This window comes from Aminobacter sp. MDW-2 (genome assembly GCF_014250155.1).
Taxonomy (GTDB): Bacteria; Pseudomonadota; Alphaproteobacteria; order Rhizobiales; family Rhizobiaceae; genus Aminobacter; species Aminobacter ciceronei.
Genome location: NZ_CP060197.1, coordinates 5179771 through 5194740, shown reverse-complemented (window position 1 = coordinate 5194740; position 14970 = coordinate 5179771). Strand labels below are relative to the sequence as shown.

Annotated in this window: 12 protein-coding genes and 1 pseudogene; 4 read left to right on the top strand and 9 right to left on the bottom strand. The window is 61.7% G+C overall.

Going from position 1 to position 14970, the window contains the following annotated elements; translation table 11 throughout:
• Window positions 1-264: 264 nt before the first annotated feature.
• The 5 genes from H5P29_RS25630 to H5P29_RS25610 form a co-directional block, all read right to left on the bottom strand.
• A complete protein-coding gene (locus H5P29_RS25630; RefSeq protein ID WP_154387578.1) occupies window positions 265-1752 on the bottom strand; it encodes a gamma-glutamylcyclotransferase family protein in 1488 nt (495 codons plus the stop codon).
• A 482-nt stretch (window positions 1753-2234) separates the two neighbouring features.
• A complete protein-coding gene (locus H5P29_RS25625) occupies window positions 2235-3428 on the bottom strand; it encodes an IS91 family transposase (RefSeq protein WP_185910167.1) in 1194 nt (397 codons plus the stop codon).
• Between the two features lie 3 nt (window positions 3429-3431).
• On the bottom strand, window positions 3432-4340 hold the full coding sequence (locus tag H5P29_RS25620; RefSeq protein WP_154387634.1) for a tyrosine-type recombinase/integrase: 909 nt from the start codon (window positions 4338-4340) through the stop codon (window positions 3432-3434).
• 120 nt (window positions 4341-4460) lie between these two features.
• Window positions 4461-4691: a hypothetical protein gene (locus tag H5P29_RS25615; RefSeq protein WP_154387620.1), complete on the bottom strand. Its 231-nt coding sequence runs from the start codon at window positions 4689-4691 to the stop codon at window positions 4461-4463.
• Between the two features lie 196 nt (window positions 4692-4887).
• Window positions 4888-5805: a LysR substrate-binding domain-containing protein gene (locus H5P29_RS25610; protein WP_154387619.1), complete on the bottom strand. Its 918-nt coding sequence runs from the start codon at window positions 5803-5805 to the stop codon at window positions 4888-4890.
• Between the two features lie 102 nt (window positions 5806-5907).
• Here H5P29_RS25610 and H5P29_RS25605 point away from each other — a divergent pair, with 102 nt between their 5' ends.
• The gene (locus H5P29_RS25605) at window positions 5908-6696 is read left to right on the top strand and encodes a 2OG-Fe(II) oxygenase (RefSeq protein WP_185910199.1); all 789 of its coding nucleotides are present in this window, start codon (window positions 5908-5910) and stop codon (window positions 6694-6696) included.
• A gap of 58 nt (window positions 6697-6754) precedes the next feature.
• Complete coding sequence (locus H5P29_RS25600) at window positions 6755-8404, top strand: ABC transporter substrate-binding protein (RefSeq protein ID WP_182575721.1); 1650 nt, start codon at window positions 6755-6757, stop codon at window positions 8402-8404.
• A 348-nt stretch (window positions 8405-8752) separates the two neighbouring features.
• Here H5P29_RS25600 and H5P29_RS25595 read toward each other — a convergent pair.
• From H5P29_RS25595 to H5P29_RS25585, 3 genes and pseudogenes are all read right to left on the bottom strand, one after another.
• Window positions 8753-9154, bottom strand: a pseudogene (locus tag H5P29_RS25595) (transposase); the annotation flags it as partial.
• A gap of 217 nt (window positions 9155-9371) precedes the next feature.
• Window positions 9372-9803, bottom strand: coding sequence for an Rrf2 family transcriptional regulator (locus H5P29_RS25590; RefSeq protein ID WP_154386818.1), 432 nt, complete (start codon window positions 9801-9803; stop codon window positions 9372-9374).
• A gap of 46 nt (window positions 9804-9849) precedes the next feature.
• Window positions 9850-10314: a group III truncated hemoglobin gene (locus tag H5P29_RS25585; protein ID WP_154386817.1), complete on the bottom strand. Its 465-nt coding sequence runs from the start codon at window positions 10312-10314 to the stop codon at window positions 9850-9852.
• Between the two features lie 143 nt (window positions 10315-10457).
• Between H5P29_RS25585 and H5P29_RS25580 the strand changes: the two genes are divergently transcribed.
• Both H5P29_RS25580 and H5P29_RS25575 read left to right on the top strand, forming a co-directional pair.
• Entirely contained in the window at window positions 10458-10730 is a 273-nt protein-coding gene (locus tag H5P29_RS25580) for a DUF6522 family protein (protein WP_154386816.1), read from the top strand.
• Between the two features lie 613 nt (window positions 10731-11343).
• Complete coding sequence (locus tag H5P29_RS25575; protein WP_246341015.1) at window positions 11344-11811, top strand: CHRD domain-containing protein; 468 nt, start codon at window positions 11344-11346, stop codon at window positions 11809-11811.
• A 190-nt stretch (window positions 11812-12001) separates the two neighbouring features.
• On the opposite strand, the gene H5P29_RS25570 is transcribed toward H5P29_RS25575, so the two are convergent.
• Window positions 12002-14569: a cation-translocating P-type ATPase gene (locus H5P29_RS25570; protein ID WP_154386829.1), complete on the bottom strand. Its 2568-nt coding sequence runs from the start codon at window positions 14567-14569 to the stop codon at window positions 12002-12004.
• Window positions 14570-14970 lie beyond the last annotated feature (401 nt).

The following is a 14970-nucleotide window of genomic DNA, read 5'->3' as shown; positions in this document are numbered from 1 at the left end:
TTGAAATCCGGCGAGCTTCGGGTCGTTATCAACCTCGGATGACATCGTGCTACCGGAAGTGAGTACGCCCTCCACCACAAACCAGCACTTCTTCTTTTGGCTGACAAGTCAGGTCGGACGTCTAGGTTGAGCGCGGCCATGTCCCGGCCGCCGAGGCGTTGGCGAATGTCAGCTATCCGCCGAGCTCGCCCCGACAGCGGACCGACTGCTCCCGGCCCCTTCCTCGCCCCAGAAGTGTCCGCAGACTACTCCGACACCGCAGTCTCACTGCCCGGGACTTCGGAGCGTGGTCCGCTGCCGATTGTCCCGGCTCTTGTTTGGATCTTCGATCGCCTCAACCGACTGAATGTATTCAGTAATATACTCCGAGGGCAAACCGTGTTCCTTGCCACCTGCAAGCACAAAATCCTTGTACCAGCCATAGGGTTTGAGGTTGTCGTCGATGTAGTCGGGGGTGGCGAGATAGGTAAGGACCTTTTGCCTGCGACCCTTTTCATTAATGACCGTGACCGTCGCGTGCTCGTAGCCGTTACCAACGCCTTCGGCCTTGTCCAGTTTGGCACGCTCGGCAGGATCGAAGCTGAATAGGACCCCGATCACACTCCTATCGCCTTCACTGGCAAATGCGTTGCACTTCCCGGACTTATCCGTGCTGCGCTTATGAAAACGGAGCGCATGACCCGGCAAGGTAGCGATGCCGAGTGGTTTGCAACTCGGCATGCGCTCGCGCAGCCGGGCGGTCGACATATTGGACCCATAGGCAAAATAGACGACGTGCTCCGGTGGTCCGGTTTCTGTCTTCAGCGGCTCGATGGTGGGATTTCCCGGCTTCAGAATCGTGCGCAGCGGTACTGTCATTATGCTGCACTCGACGGTTTCTTTGCCTTCGCGTGTGATGATGGGCTGCCCATCCTCAAGGTCGAGGATTGGAACGGGCCTGCCGGCCCATCCGCAATCGGCGCAGAGTGGCCGTTCCCAAAGTATGCCCGGTGCCTCAGTATTTTCGCCGTGGTCGGGTTCGAGATGGGGCGAGCCGCAGTTCGGGCATTCGGAAGGCACCCCGCGCAACTCGCGAATGATCAATGATGTCGCCATGCCGATGGCGTGTTGGATCAGCGATTGCGCCATGTCGGCATCAATCCACGTGGCCGACTTTGAATGCGTCAGCCAGTTTGAAACCGTCCATGCAGACTCGAGCGCGCTCTTGAGGGCCCCGCGACGCTCTTTATTGGTGTCGCCCGGCAAAAGACCGTTGCAGATGATCTCCGTCCACGCTCGGAAGTTCGCACGCTGTGGCGGTGTGTCTGACCACATTGCCGCGTCCTGCGCGACGCCGATCAGCTCGAGTAGCGCCTCGCGGCAGCGAACGCCGACGGCCTGATAGTCCGAGAGGTTTCGCGCTTGTGTCACGGCGGTGCCAGCTTCTTCTATCTTCTCGAAGACAGGACCGAACGGAAGGATTCGAAGATCGCCTTCCTGTTGTTTTTCCGTACGCGGGATGCGGAACATCAGGCCAATATGGAAGGTCAGAGCAAGGTCCATATTGGGGAATTGCTCCTGAGAGTAGAGGTTTGTGCCGCCCGTGATGACCCACCAGCGATCCTTGTTGGTGTGGATGTCCCACACGTCGTGGCAGGTGTTGAGAACGGTTTCCGAGTAAACCTTCTGCATGAAAGTCACTTCGAGGTCGGGCGCCTGCCATTCAAAATATTCCCGGACTTCCTCGACTTCCTCTTCGGTAGCTTTCAACATGATCTACTCCCGCGACGGGCTAGTCGCACCGTGCAAAGGTTTGCGAAAACCTCATCAGTAGGCCGATGTCGCTTAGCTTTCAAACCGGCGCGGCAAAGCGGGATGTCCAGGTTGGGAGCCTATGAGTCACTCGGGGCTGAATGTCCGTTTTCGCATTTTGGACGCCTAAAGCTGCCAGACCGCAACCGTGAAGAGTTTCGGGCGCCAGCAGGCGTACGAAAGTCCCCGAGGAAGGAACCCGCGGGCCACAGTCGACGGCTATGGGAATTTCGATCTGCGGCCGATGTCGGCGTTGGCGCGGCCGCCGAAGGGAAGCGCCGAGGTGGATGCGGACAGGCCGCTTGGTTGCTCCATCGCGCGGTATTGGCGGCCCGGAACTGGTCCGGGTGGACGCATGTCGGTGTCAGCGTTTGCCGTGGGCGCGCGCGTGTCCGTTGCCGGAGGCGCAGCGGCTGCGGCTGATGGACCAATGCCATGCCGGGTCATGGCCAACCCTGCTGGTTCGTCGCAGTGGCGTGCGGCGGCCCGCGTGGCTGCTTCCATCGCTCAAACACCTCGATGACGATCATGCGTCCGCCGCAGCAGGGGCATGGCGGGCGGAAGTCCTCAGGTTCGTCAGGATCAACGGGGTCGGGCGGCGCGGCGACATCCAGGAGTTCGCGTGCCAACGCGAGGCTGGCCTTGCGGGCGGAGCCGGCGAGCAGACCGTAGTGCCGGATGCGGTGGAAGCCGCGCGGGAGGACATGGAGCAGGAAGCGGCGGATGAACTCGTCGGCCGCAAGTATCATCACCTGCTGGCGATCAGATTCGGCGCGACGGTAATCCTTGTAGCGGAAGGCGACGTTGGCCTCGTCGAAGGCGATCAGCCGGCGGTTCGAGATCGCGACCCGGTGGGTGTAGCGGGAGAGATAGGCGAGCACCGCCTCCGGCCCGGCGAAGGGCGCCTTGGCGTAGACCACCCAAGGCTTCTTCCGGACCGGCGACAGGTGCCGCAGGAATGCTCGTCGGTCGGCGAGGTGTGCGATCGACCCGAAGAAGGCGAGCCGCGCGGCCTCATGCAGGGCGACCAGCCGGGTGAGGAACAGCCGTCGGAACAGCGTGCCGAGTATGCGCACCGGGAGAAGGAAGGCCGCGCGCGACGATATCCACCGGCCTCCGTCTGGCGTAATGCCGCCGCCCGGCACGATCATGTGCACGTGCGGATGGTGCGTCATCGCCGAGCCCCACGTGTGGAGCACGGCGGTGATGCCGATCTTAGCTCCGAGGTGCTTCGGATCGGTGGCGATCGTCAGCATGGTCTCCGATGCCGCCTTGAACAGCAGGTCGTAGACGAGCGCCTTGTTGTGGAAGGCGATATCGGCGATCTCGGCCGGCAACGTGAACACGACGTGGAAGTAGCCGACGGGCAACAGGTCGGCCTCGCGCTCGGCAAGCCATGTCCGCGCCGCCGCGCCTTGGCACTTCGGACAGTGACGGTTGCGGCATGAGTTGTAGGCGATCCGCCACTGGCCGCAGTCCTCGCAGGCCTCGACGTGACCGCCGAGCGCCGCCGTGCGGCAGTTCTCGATTGCTGACATGACCTTGAGCTGGGTGAGGCTCAGGTGACCTGCATGGGCGGCCCTGTAAGCAGGCCCCGCTGCACGGAAGATGTCGGCGACCTCGATCGAGGCACGCACGGTTCAGCCGTCGGGCGAGATCTCTGCTGGCCTGAACAGGCCGAGCTTGTCGAGCGGGCTCGTGACCGTGCGCACCGTCCGGGTCGCGACCTTGGTGTAGAGGGCAGTGCTGTTCAGCTTGGCATGCCCGAGCAGGACCTGGATGATCCGGATGTCGACGCCGTCTTCCAGCAGGTGAGTGGCGAAGCTGTGACGCAGCGTGTGCGGCCCGACCCGCTTGGTAATGTCGGCGGCCTGCGCCGCCTCGACGACGATGCGGTAGAGCTGCCGCGTGCTGATCGGCTTCATCGCGTGTTGGCCTGGGAACAGCCAGCCGTCGCGGTGCATCACGCCCTGCTGGCGTCCGACCTTCCACCACTCACGCAGCAGAGCGAGCAGATCCTCGGAGAGCATGGCGTTGCGATAGCGTCCGCCCTTGCCACGCTCGACGCGCAGCAACATGCGTTCGCTGTCGACATCAGTGACCTTCAGCATCGACACCTCGGCGACGCGCAGACCGGCGCCATAGGCAACAGACAATGCGGCCTGGTGCTTGAGGCAGGTGGTGGCGTTGAGCAGCCGTGCCACCTCGTCGCGGCTGAGCACTACGGGCAGGTTACGCGGATGCGCCAGCCGGACGAGCCTGCGCGCCAAGTCCGGGCGGTCGAGGGTTTGGGTGAAGAAGAAGCGCAGCGCCGACACGATGCTGTTCATCGTCGGCACGGGGACGCCGTCCTCCTGCTGTTCGATCTGGAACCGACGAAGGTCATCGGCAGTCGCTGTGTCCGGTGAGCGCCCGAGGAATGTGGCCAGACGTCCGATGTCGCGCAGGTAGTTGCGCTGCGTCTCCCGTGAGAACCGCCGCATGTTCATGTCGTCGATCAGCCGCTGGCGCAGCGGGCTGACGGGTGCGTCGAGATTGGGGTGCTGCATGGTCAGGCTCCTTTGTTGAAGAAGCCCGTCATGCTCTGCCGCTGCCGAACGACGCTCAATGCAAGCGCAACGACGGCTCGTGCCCTTTACCTCACCGCGCGCGCTCTCCCGCGCAGCGGGTTAGTTCATCGGCCCCAAAGCCGCCGGATCGGCCCGAATGGAAAACACGCAACAAAAACTACAGCGTATCCTGCGACGGATCAGCTCCCTCATCGAATTCAAACGTGCCTGGGCGTCCGCATCACCTTGGGCCGCAGCCTTGCTGAACCAGCGCGCCGCCTCTTCGTAGTCCCTTGCCAAATCAATGCCGTTGTAAAAAAACCGTACCGAGATTGTAAGGGGCGACAGCATGGCCCTGATCCGCTGCCTTGCGCCACCACATCAAGACAGCTTCGATGTCCTTGGATTCGCCGTTGCCGTTTGTGTACGACACCGAGGGACAGCTTCGCGCCCGCGCGCCGGCCATGGAGGTTGCCACCGCCTGAAAGCAGACGCTGCCGGCGAGCTTCCGCACGTCGCGGTCGCCGGCAGCTGACGTCTCGGAACATCACCCAAAGGGCGTGTCCGGAGTATCCGCTTTCAACAGCTCGATCAGGCCGACGACATCGCTGCGTTGTCTTTTGGCCGGTGGTACGAAGGCGCAATAGGGCTGCCCGAGCCTGATCGAGGCGGAAGACAGCGCCATGAGGCGTCCGGCCTCGATGTCGGCGCGGGCAAGAACGCGCTGGCCGAGCGCGATGCCCAGGCCAAGACGCGCCGCCGAGATGGCGAGGCTGGACAGGCCGACACGCCGTCCCCGCGACGGGTCGGGGCGCAGCGCGCTTCCCTGTGCCGCAAACCACTCCGACCAGGTCGGATGGGAAGCGTAATTGGGTCCCCAATTGGTGTGGATGAAGACGCTGTCGTGCACTTCGGCGATATCGCCGGTGTCGATATCAAGACGGCGCCGGAACTCCGGTGAACAGACCGGCAGGACGTCGTCGTGCAGCAGGCTCACCCTGACCAGTTCGGGATAGTGATAGTCGCCATAGCTGATGCGCACATCCGTGCCATGGCGCGCCATGTCGATCGGGTCGTCCTCGACACGAATGTCGATCGCCATGCGCGGCTGCTCCGCAAGCAGCATGCCGAGACGGGGCGTCAGCCAGTGCTCGGCCAGGGAGAAAGGAACGCTGACCACCAGCCGCGTGCGCACTTCGCCTTCAAGGATGCGGGACGTCACCGTGGCGATGTCTCCCAGGGCGCGTGCCGTCTGCGGATAGATGGCATGGCCGGCATCGGTGAGCGTGATGCGATTGCCTATGCGCAAAAACAGTTGCTTGCCGAAATAGGCTTCAAGATTGCGCACCTGCTGGCTGACCGCAGCAGACGAGACCCCCAGTTCACGCGCCGCCAGCGTGAAGTTGCCGGTGCGTGCGGCGACCTCGAATGCCTTGAGCGCATTGAGCGGCGGAAGCCTTTCCATCACAGCCTCCAGAAGTTTTTCTTTCGGGCAAATAACAATTTTCCACGTTGAGCGAAAGGTTTTTTTGCCGCCACATGAGACCGCAACCCAGGAGGACAGCACGTGAAAAACATCATCGATTTCGACCGTTTCCCGCTCGATCGCGAGGGAAGTGCCGATTGGACGGCACTTGTCGAACGATCGCGGGCAGCCCTTGCGGCCGACGGCATGTACGACCTCGAGGGCTTTCTGCTGCCCGGTGTCGCCGAGCGCGCGACCGCCGAAATCAAGCCGGTCATGGACAGCCGCTCGCATGAGCATCGGCGTGTTCACAACATCTACTTCAAGCCTGAGATCCCCGAGCTTCCGGCCGAGCATCCGGCGCTGCGGAAAGTCGAGACGATCGGCCACACGATCTGCGCGGACCAGATACCGGACAGCATCCTGTTGTCGATCTACGAATATGCGCCACTGGCACGGTTCCTCGCAGCGACGATGGGCAAGCCGGATCTTCATATGATGGCAGACCCGCTGGCGCGGACCAATGCGATGGCCTATCGCAGCGGCGAGGCACTCAACTGGCATTTCGACAGGTCCGAATTCACCACCACCCTGCTGCTTCAGGCTCCGGACCAGGGCGGCGTGTTCGAGTATCGCACCGACCTGCGATCCGACGACAATCCCAACTACGATGGCGTCTCGCGGCTGCTCGAGGGCAACGATCCGCAGGTGCAGGCAAAGCGCCTCAAGCCGGGAACACTGAATGTCTTCAGGGGCAAGAACACCGCCCACCGGGTCACGCCCGTCGCCGGCAGCCGCGAGCGGATGGTCGCCGTCTTCTCCTATTACGAGCGGCCAGGCGTCGTTTTCAGTGCCGAAGAGCGGCTCGGCTTCTACGGGCGGGCTGCCTGACGGGCCGCCTGCGGCGTCCACTGCCATTGCATAGCCAGGTGAATCCGGGGAGACGAGCATGACATTTTTCAAACGCAACGGCACGCCGGTGCCGGCTTCGATCGACAGGCTCGCCGTGGCGGTCCGCTCGGGGCTGTATGACCGGCGGGAATTCCTCGCCATCGCAAGCGCTGTCGGTGCCTCCACGGCGGTTGCCTACGCGATGCTCGGCCTGCCCGCGCCGGCACGCGCCGGGCAGCCTGCGCCGAAGAAGGGCGGAACGCTGAAGGTCGCGATGTTCGTCAAGCCGCTGAAGGATCCACGGCTTTTCGACTGGTCCGAAATGTCGAATGTCGCCCGGCAGGTCATCGAACCACTGGTGCGCTACACGCACGACTTCACCTTCGAGCCCGTGCTGCTCGATGGCTGGGAGGCCAATGACGACGCAACCGAATATGTGCTTCATGTCCGCAAAGGCGTGACCTGGAACAATGGCGACGCTTTCGATGCGGATGACGTGATCTTCAATCTCGGCCGCTGGTGCGACGGCAGTGTCGAAGGCAACTCGATGGCCACGCACATGGCGTCGCTGATCGACCCTGCCACCCGCAAGGCGCGGGCCGGATCGATCGTGAAGGTGGACGACCACACGGTCCGGCTTGTGCTGGCCAGGCCGGACATCTCCATCGTGGCGGGGCTGGCCGAGTATTCCGCGCTTCTGGTTCATCGCACATTCGACGAATCCGGCGGCGACCTCACCGCAAACCCCATCGGCACCGGCGCTTTCGAGCTCGTCTCCTACGCTGTCGGCGAGCGCGCCGTGTTGCGGCGGCGCGCCAACGGCAGCTGGTGGGGCGGCGAGGCATTGCTCGACGGCGTCGAGTTCATCGACTACGGCACCGATCCGGCAGCCACGGCCAGTGCCTTCGAGGCGGGCGAAGTGCATGCCAACTACGAGACCTCGGGAGACTACGTCGCGATCCTGGATCAACTGCAGCTGGTCAGATCCGAGGTCGTCACCGCCGGCACGATCGTTGCCCGCACCAATCTGTCGACCAAGCCTTATGACGACAGGCGTGTGCGCAACGCGCTCCAGCTTGCGGTCGACAACGCGGCAGTGCTCAAACTCGGCTATGGCGACCTCGGCACGCCGGCGGAGAACCACCATGTCTGCCCGATCCATCCGGAATATGCCAAGCTGCCGGCGATCGGTCGGGACGTCGCAAAGGCGAAGGCGCTGATGGCGGAGGCCGGCCATCTCGATTTCGAGCACGAGCTCATCACCGTCGACGAAGAGTGGGAGAAGAACACCGGCGATGCGATAGCCGCGCAGCTTCGCGAGGCCGGCTTCAAGGTGAACCGGACCGTCCTGCCCGGGTCGACCTTCTGGAACGACTGGACAAAATACCCCTACTCCCTGACCAACTGGGCGATGCGGCCGCTGGCGGTTCAGGTGTTGAGCCTGGCCTACAAGTCGGATGGAACGTGGAACGAGACGGCTTTCGCCGACAAGACATTCGACGACAGGCTCGCCGAAGCACTGGCAATTCCCGATCCGGACAAGCGCCGCGTCCTGATGGCGGAGATCGAAGCGATCCTCCAGTCTTCAGGCATCATCATCCAGCCGTTCTGGCGCAAGCTCTACCACCACACGGCGCCGCAGGTGAAAGGCATGGCCATGCACCCGACATTCTGCATGTTCCTGGAAAAGGTCTGGCTCGACGCATAGGCGGCGGCTCCGGCGCGAATTGGGTTCGCTCCAAAGCGGAACTCTTGAAGGATAACGCAGCGGTCATCAGATAGCTTTGTATGAAGCGTCGGATTGGAGCGGGTTGTGGTCCCGCCCTTCAGCCATCCCATATTAGGCCATTGCATTCTCCTGATCTTCCTCCTCACCGTCCGTTCGCTTCAGTTTGAGCTTCTTGCCGAGCATTCGCCGCGCATCTTACAGGGACTTGAAGTAGTTGTCCGCTGCCAGGCTAAGGCTCTCGGGCTGAAGTGCCTTACCCATAGCCTCCTCATCCCACTCCTTGTTGATGCGCTTGGCGAGCGCGAACACCACAGCCAAGCCGACACGATTGGCCTTGCGCGAGGAGCCGGCGAGCAGACCGTAATGGCGGATGCGGTGGAAGCCACGCGGCAGGACATGGCGCAGGAAGCGACGGATGAACTCGTCGATGGCGAGCGTCATCATCTGCTGCCGCTCGGCGCTATCACGGCGATAGTCCTTGTAGCGGAAGGTGACGTTGGCCTCGTCGAAGGCGATCAGCCGGCGGTTCGAGATGGCGACCTGGTGGGTGTAGCGGGAGAGATAGGCGAGCACCGCCTCCGGCCCGGCGAAGGGCGCCTTGGCGTAGACCACCCATGGCTTCTTCCGGACCGGCGACAGGTGGCGCAGGAATGCTCGCCGCTCGGCTAGGTGCGCCGGCGATCCGAAGAAGGCGAGCCGTCCGGCTTCGTGCAGCGCGACCAGCCGGGTGGCGCCCGAAAGTCTAGGGACAAATGGCCTCCTGCAGGGCTGAGCCTCACGCAGAGACCGCCCGGTCACGGGTCCTCCTCGGGCCAAACGCAGTGAGGGGCAGGGTCGCCGTCGGTCTCGTGCTCGGCGTGCAGCGAAAAATCGGGCGTACCGCCGCCGGTCGCAACGGCCAACACCGGGCTCCGCCATCACTGGCACTGCCCATGTCGGCACGTCGCTAGGCGCGGGATGTGTCCCCCAGGAAATCGGTGGGCTTCAGCGCGATGTCGGCGAGCGTGTATCGATCAAGGGTGCTCTGGAACGACAACAGCGCGTCGTGCAGCATGGTGGAAAGTTTGCAGCACCGTGTGATTGTGCACTGGTTCCCGGTAGCGAAGCACTCGACCAGTGCGAAATCCGGCTCGGTCAACCGGATGACGTCGCCGATCCGGATGTCTTCTGGCCGGCGACCGAGTTTCAACCCACCAGACCGGCCGCGAACCGCGACAAGATAGCCAGCGCGGGTCAGCGTGTTGGCCACCTTGTTGAGATGCGCTTTCGACACACCGAAGGCGCGCGCTGTCTCTTCGATGGTGAACAGCTGATGCCCCGCGGACGCCGCAAACATAAGCATTCTGAGCGTGTAGTCGGAAAAATTCGTCAGTCGCATTTCGATCCAATCTCACCGCATGCCTGCTTGCCGGATGTCCGGCAGCTTACAGGCTTTCGGCCGTGATCGGCTCTACGGTCAAGGTGCTTTCACCGCGATTGTGGGCCAGCGCAAGGCGGAAGGAATGCGCGATACGCAAAGCCCGCTCCATGAACAGCGCCGCGATCTCCGGCGGACACAGATTGTTGACGGTTGCGCGAAACAGAAAAAGCCATCGCCGGAAATGCTGTTCGCCAAGGCCAGGAAGGGTCAGGTGTGGTGGGAGCGGGCGGCCGTCGTAACGGCCGGTGCGAAGCATCAAGGATGACCAGAAGTCACACATTTTTGTCAGGTGTGGTGGCCAGTCATGCGGCGCAATCGACTTGTTGAACAGCGGTGCGAGCAGGGCATCCCTCTGGATCTTGGCGTAGAAACCATGAACCACGTCGCGGATCATCTGCTCATCCAGCTGTCTGGGCAGCACGCGACCGTCGATGACGATCGTTGTTTCACGTCTTGTGTCTTCGCTCATGCCGGGCTCCCGCCGTCAGCGAGCCTGGTGCGGCCCTTTGTCGTTCGTTTTTGACGTCCGTTCAGGCTTCACGATGCAGATTAAAACATATATCGTCAATGTATGTTTATGTCGCACAGCGTCGCCGCGATGAAGGAAAACGGATGAAGCTCGAGCCTGACCAGAGCGGAGACTATGTCCTGGAGCCAAGGTTCCTGGCGCAGCGGCTTTCCATTGAAGAGAACGAACTTCAACGACGAATGCGCCTCGGCCTCGTAACCAGCAGGGTGGAATTCGGTATCGACGGCGACAAGGGCCGAAAGCGCCTGACCGTGCGCAATCGAAACTCGGTCTGGCGTGCAATCGTCGATGCTGACAACCGCATCGTCAGTGAGGAGTCCTTCGAATTGGGACAAGCTTCGGCGGTGGCAAACTGACACCACCAATCTCATCCGCGGACAATCAAAGTCCGTTCACCTAGAAGCAGGAAATGAAGTTATGAACGATCAAGATTCTGGCAGTACTCTTTTGCCAATGCTGGTCGCTGGCCTGGTGCTGGTGACCGTGGGCTATGCGGTGATCATGATGTTCGTGTGAACCCCATCGGAAAGGCCCACTATCTGACATCTAAGCGCCGAAGCTGTCGGTCTCCTGTCGGCCCCAGGACAGATATCTTCGGTGACGTACGCCAATCGCTGGCCCGCCGCCGATGCCAAGCCCCGGCACCTCCTGGACTTCTGGATCAAAGGAAGCGGGCGGGGTGAGTGGTCTCAAGACTTGGATTTTCGCCAACCAGCTGAGCGAGCTTCGCTTTCCGAGCAGAACCATTGCTCGGCAAACTCAGGTCGGATGATACTCTCGTCGTAGTATTCTTGGCCGGGCACGTGAAATATGCGCGTTGCCACCCGTCTCGGCGTGACGGAATCGCTCTGCTTCAAATGTTCTGCTCACCAACGAGGGCCAAAGCATAAGACCTCCGGAACTGCCGGCCGCGCTTCGTGTTTCTACCGAACAAGCGAGCTCTAAGGTTGAGCCGCTCTTAGGGAGGAAATGATGTCGCCTTTCAAGACAACCACGGTCGCATTGATGCTTGGAACGGCATTCTTGAGCAGCCCTATGTATGCGGAAACATTGAAATTCAAGGCTGATCTGAAGGCCGCCAGCGAAGTTCCGCCGGCCGACAGCAGTGGGACTGGCTCGGCAGACGTCACGGTGGATACAACTACCAAGAAACTGTCATTGACGGTTACCTCGAGCGGTTTGACCGGGGACGCAACAGCTGCGCATTTCCACGGCCCTGCGGCAGCGGGTGAAAATGCGGATCCCGTAGTCGATATTTCAGCGGCCGTTGCCAGTGGGACGGCGGACATAACGGATCAGCAACTGGCCGATCTGCAGGCGGGCAAATGGTACCTGAACATCCATACCCAGAAGTTCCCCGATGGGGAAATCAGGGGGCAGGTGGAAAAGGCACCGCAGCCTCCGATCAGATGTTGGGCCCGGCGGACGATTAGTTAAAGCAGGGTCGGTGCCCGCCTATTGCTCCAGTCGCTGACCTTGCTGGAGCGCCGAGCATCCGCGCACGAGATCGCGGCGGGAGGACGCGCTGCTCGCCCAAAGAGCGTCTCCGAAGGTTAGGTAATGGCTGTTATCGCAACGACCATGAGGGTGGAAGGGGGCTACTGGTGTCGGCTGATGGAATCTGCTTCTAGGCCTTCAGGTGCCTGCGCCAGAGTGGCTTCAGCAACTCCAGGCATGCCAACACGGCAAATCCCGCTGCAAACGTCACCGCCAGATCGTTGAGATGCAGCGGCCCGAAGCGAAAGAGACTGGTGGCGAACGGCCACAGAAGTGTGCCGCCCAGCGTTGAAGCGACGACCACGACAACAAAAATGAGCGATCGATTGGGCCTGATGATCGCGGTCATAAGGGATGCGCTGAAGGAGCGGTTGACAAAAATCAGCCCCACGATTGTCAGCACCAGCGAGAAAAACGTAAGCGCCCGGATTTCGTTCTCGGCCATGCCCTGCTTCAGGGCGACAAGATATATGCCCGCGAGAAATGCGAAGGCCAGCGTCCCCTGAACAAGTCCCCATCCGATCAAGGCGCCGGAAAACAATGGAGCGTCCGGGTTGCGAGGCGGACGGCGCATCACATCGTCTTCCTCGGTTTCGGCCTCGAAGACCAGCGAGCACACCGGATCGATCACCATCTCCAGAAAGGCGATATGTATCGGCCCGAACAGGATTGGCAGGCCAAACAGCAATGGCAGCAGCGAGAGACCGGCAATCGGCACGTGGACGGCGATGATGAACCCCATGGCCTTGCGCAGATTGTCGAATATACGGCGGCCAAGCCGAACGGCTTTGACGATCGAACCGAAATCGTCGTCGAGCAGGACGATCGCCGACGCTTCGCGCGCAACGTCGGTACCACGGCCACCCATGGCAATGCCGATATTGGCTGCCTTCAGCGACGGCGCGTCGTTGACCCCATCGCCAGTCATGGCGACGATATCACCATTCGACTTCAGCGCGGTGACGATACGAAGCTTCTGTTCGGGCATGATGCGCGCGAACACGGTTGCGGTTTTGACACGCAGCGCCAGCTCTTCGTCGTTGAGCGACTGCATCTCGCTGCCGGTCACCACGCTTTCGGTGTCGAGGCCGGCCTGGCGCGCGATCACCTCGGCGGTTGCCGGGTAGTCGCCGGTGATCATCATCACCCTGATGCCGGCCGAACGGCAGTCGTTTACGGCATCGGGGACACTCGCGCGCAGTGGATCAGTCAGGCCGACCAGTCCGAGAAACTCAAATTTGAAATCGTGTTGCGTCTCTGGCAAGGCGTCGCTGCGATGAAACACACGGGCCACGCCCAGCACACGTAACCCCTCGGCCGCCATGGCTTCGACCGAACCCTGCAAGGCCTTCAGATCCTTTGCGTTCAGATGGCATAGCGCCCCGATCGTCTCCGGCGCTCCTTTTGCCGCAATCAGCGACTTGTCCTTGCCGCCTGTCGATTGCCAGACATTGGACATCGCCAGTAGACCGGGTCGAAGCGGATAGGCGCAGACCAGTTGCCAATCCAGATTGTCGAGAATCTTGCGTTTGGACAGTCGTCCCTTGCCGAGTTTGTGAAATGCGATCTCCATGGGGTCGAAAGGAATCTCGGTACTGGCAAGCACACCAGTTTCTGCCAGATCGGCGAATGCCGCCGGCAGATCGGCGACCGGCTTGTCCGCAATCCGAAACGACTTTCCATCCGCCGTCCGAAGCTCGGCAATCGTCATCCGGTTCTCGGTGAGCGTGCCTGTCTTGTCGGTGCAAAGGATCGTCGCCGAACCAAGGGTTTCGATCGCGGCGGCCCTGCGGGTCAGGACGCGCGCCTGCGATATGCGCCACGCACCCATGGCCATGAAGATCGTCAGCACGACGGGAAACTCTTCCGGCAGCATCGACATGCCGAGCGCGATGCCTGCCAGCACGGCGTCAAGCCATCCGCCCCGCAGAAGCCCGTAAAGCAGGACCGCGACGACGCTGACCGCGCCGCCGACCATTGCGAAAATACGGACAACGCGCCGCATTTGTACCTGCAATCGCGGTGGTTCTGTCTCCATTGAACTCAGCGAGTGGCCGATCTTGCCGATCTCGCTTCGTGGCCCCGTCGCCGAGACTTCTCCTATACCCGAACCGCGAACGATCAGTGAACCCGAGAATATGAAAGGCAGGTCGTCGCCGCCTGGACGACGTTCGGTCAATGGTGAGGCGCTGTCGACGGCAATCTTCCGAACCGGCACGGACTCACCAGTCAAAAGCGATTCGTCGCTCTGAAGGTCCTGGCTCTGCAGTAGCGTGGCATCGGCAGGCACCCGGTCGCCCTCGCCAAGCACGACGACATCGCCCCGGACAACTTCTCGACCCGCGATGCGCTTGCGTTCACCAGCGCGTATGACCAGGGCGCGAGGACTGGTGAGATCACGCAGCGCCTCCAGGACACGCTCGGTGCGTGTCTCCTGTATTATGGTTATGCCGATCGACATCGTGGCGAAGGCCAGCAGGATCAGCGCTTCCTCCAGATTGCCCAGAAGCAGATAGACAACGCCGCCGCCAAACAGGAGCGCAAGCATCGGCTCGCGAATGACCTCGAATGCAATCCGCACCGGTGTGCGCTGGGTGGACCTCGGCAGTTCGTTGAACCCTTCGGCAATGAGCCGGGCTTGTGCCTCGGCCTCTGAAAGGCCGGGAAATGGATCGGCCGTCGCGATAGGCGGGGGCATGTCAACTCTTTCTGGCGGACTGTCAGCCAATGTCATGGCCAGCTCTCACAGGACGCTATTTCAGTGCGACAGGAGGATAGGGAGCCGCAGATCCGTGAGAACACCCTCGGCTGCGTAGTCAGCGAGCGACGTGTCATGAGTTTCATCGGATTTCGCTTCTGTCCAAACAGCGGCCAAATGGCCGCAAGCGTTTTTAACCCAATGGACAGGCCAGGCTTTGATTCACCGCAAACCGTCAGATCGAGGCTCCGATCATTGCCTTTTGCCCATCGCGCTAGCGTTAGACCAACGAAGCCGTAGCGTAGTCGGCTTCTGCTCAGGTTCTCTCATATCTTGCTGGAGGTGACCGGCTCTCTTGATCCCGCCCGAGAATGGCTCGGGGCGGGAGTAGCCGATCTTCG

Excerpts from the sequence above, each read along its gene's own strand:
- H5P29_RS25630 (WP_154387578.1), bottom strand. The coding sequence starts at position 1,752 with ATGTTGAAAGCTACCGAAGAGGAAGTCGAGGAAGTCCGGGAATATTTT.
- H5P29_RS25620 (WP_154387634.1), bottom strand. The coding sequence starts at position 4,340 with ATGCAGCACCCCAATCTCGACGCACCCGTCAGCCCGCTGCGCCAGCGG.
- H5P29_RS25615 (WP_154387620.1), bottom strand. The coding sequence starts at position 4,691 with ATGCTGTCGCCCCTTACAATCTCGGTACGGTTTTTTTACAACGGCATT.
- H5P29_RS25610 (WP_154387619.1), bottom strand. The coding sequence starts at position 5,805 with ATGGAAAGGCTTCCGCCGCTCAATGCGCTCAAGGCATTCGAGGTCGCC.
- H5P29_RS25600 (WP_182575721.1), top strand. The coding sequence starts at position 6,755 with ATGACATTTTTCAAACGCAACGGCACGCCGGTGCCGGCTTCGATCGAC.
- H5P29_RS25590 (WP_154386818.1), bottom strand. The coding sequence starts at position 9,803 with ATGCGACTGACGAATTTTTCCGACTACACGCTCAGAATGCTTATGTTT.
- H5P29_RS25585 (WP_154386817.1), bottom strand. The coding sequence starts at position 10,314 with ATGAGCGAAGACACAAGACGTGAAACAACGATCGTCATCGACGGTCGC.
- H5P29_RS25580 (WP_154386816.1), top strand. The coding sequence starts at position 10,458 with ATGAAGCTCGAGCCTGACCAGAGCGGAGACTATGTCCTGGAGCCAAGG.
- H5P29_RS25575 (WP_246341015.1), top strand. The coding sequence starts at position 11,344 with ATGATGTCGCCTTTCAAGACAACCACGGTCGCATTGATGCTTGGAACG.
- H5P29_RS25570 (WP_154386829.1), bottom strand. The coding sequence starts at position 14,569 with ATGCCCCCGCCTATCGCGACGGCCGATCCATTTCCCGGCCTTTCAGAG.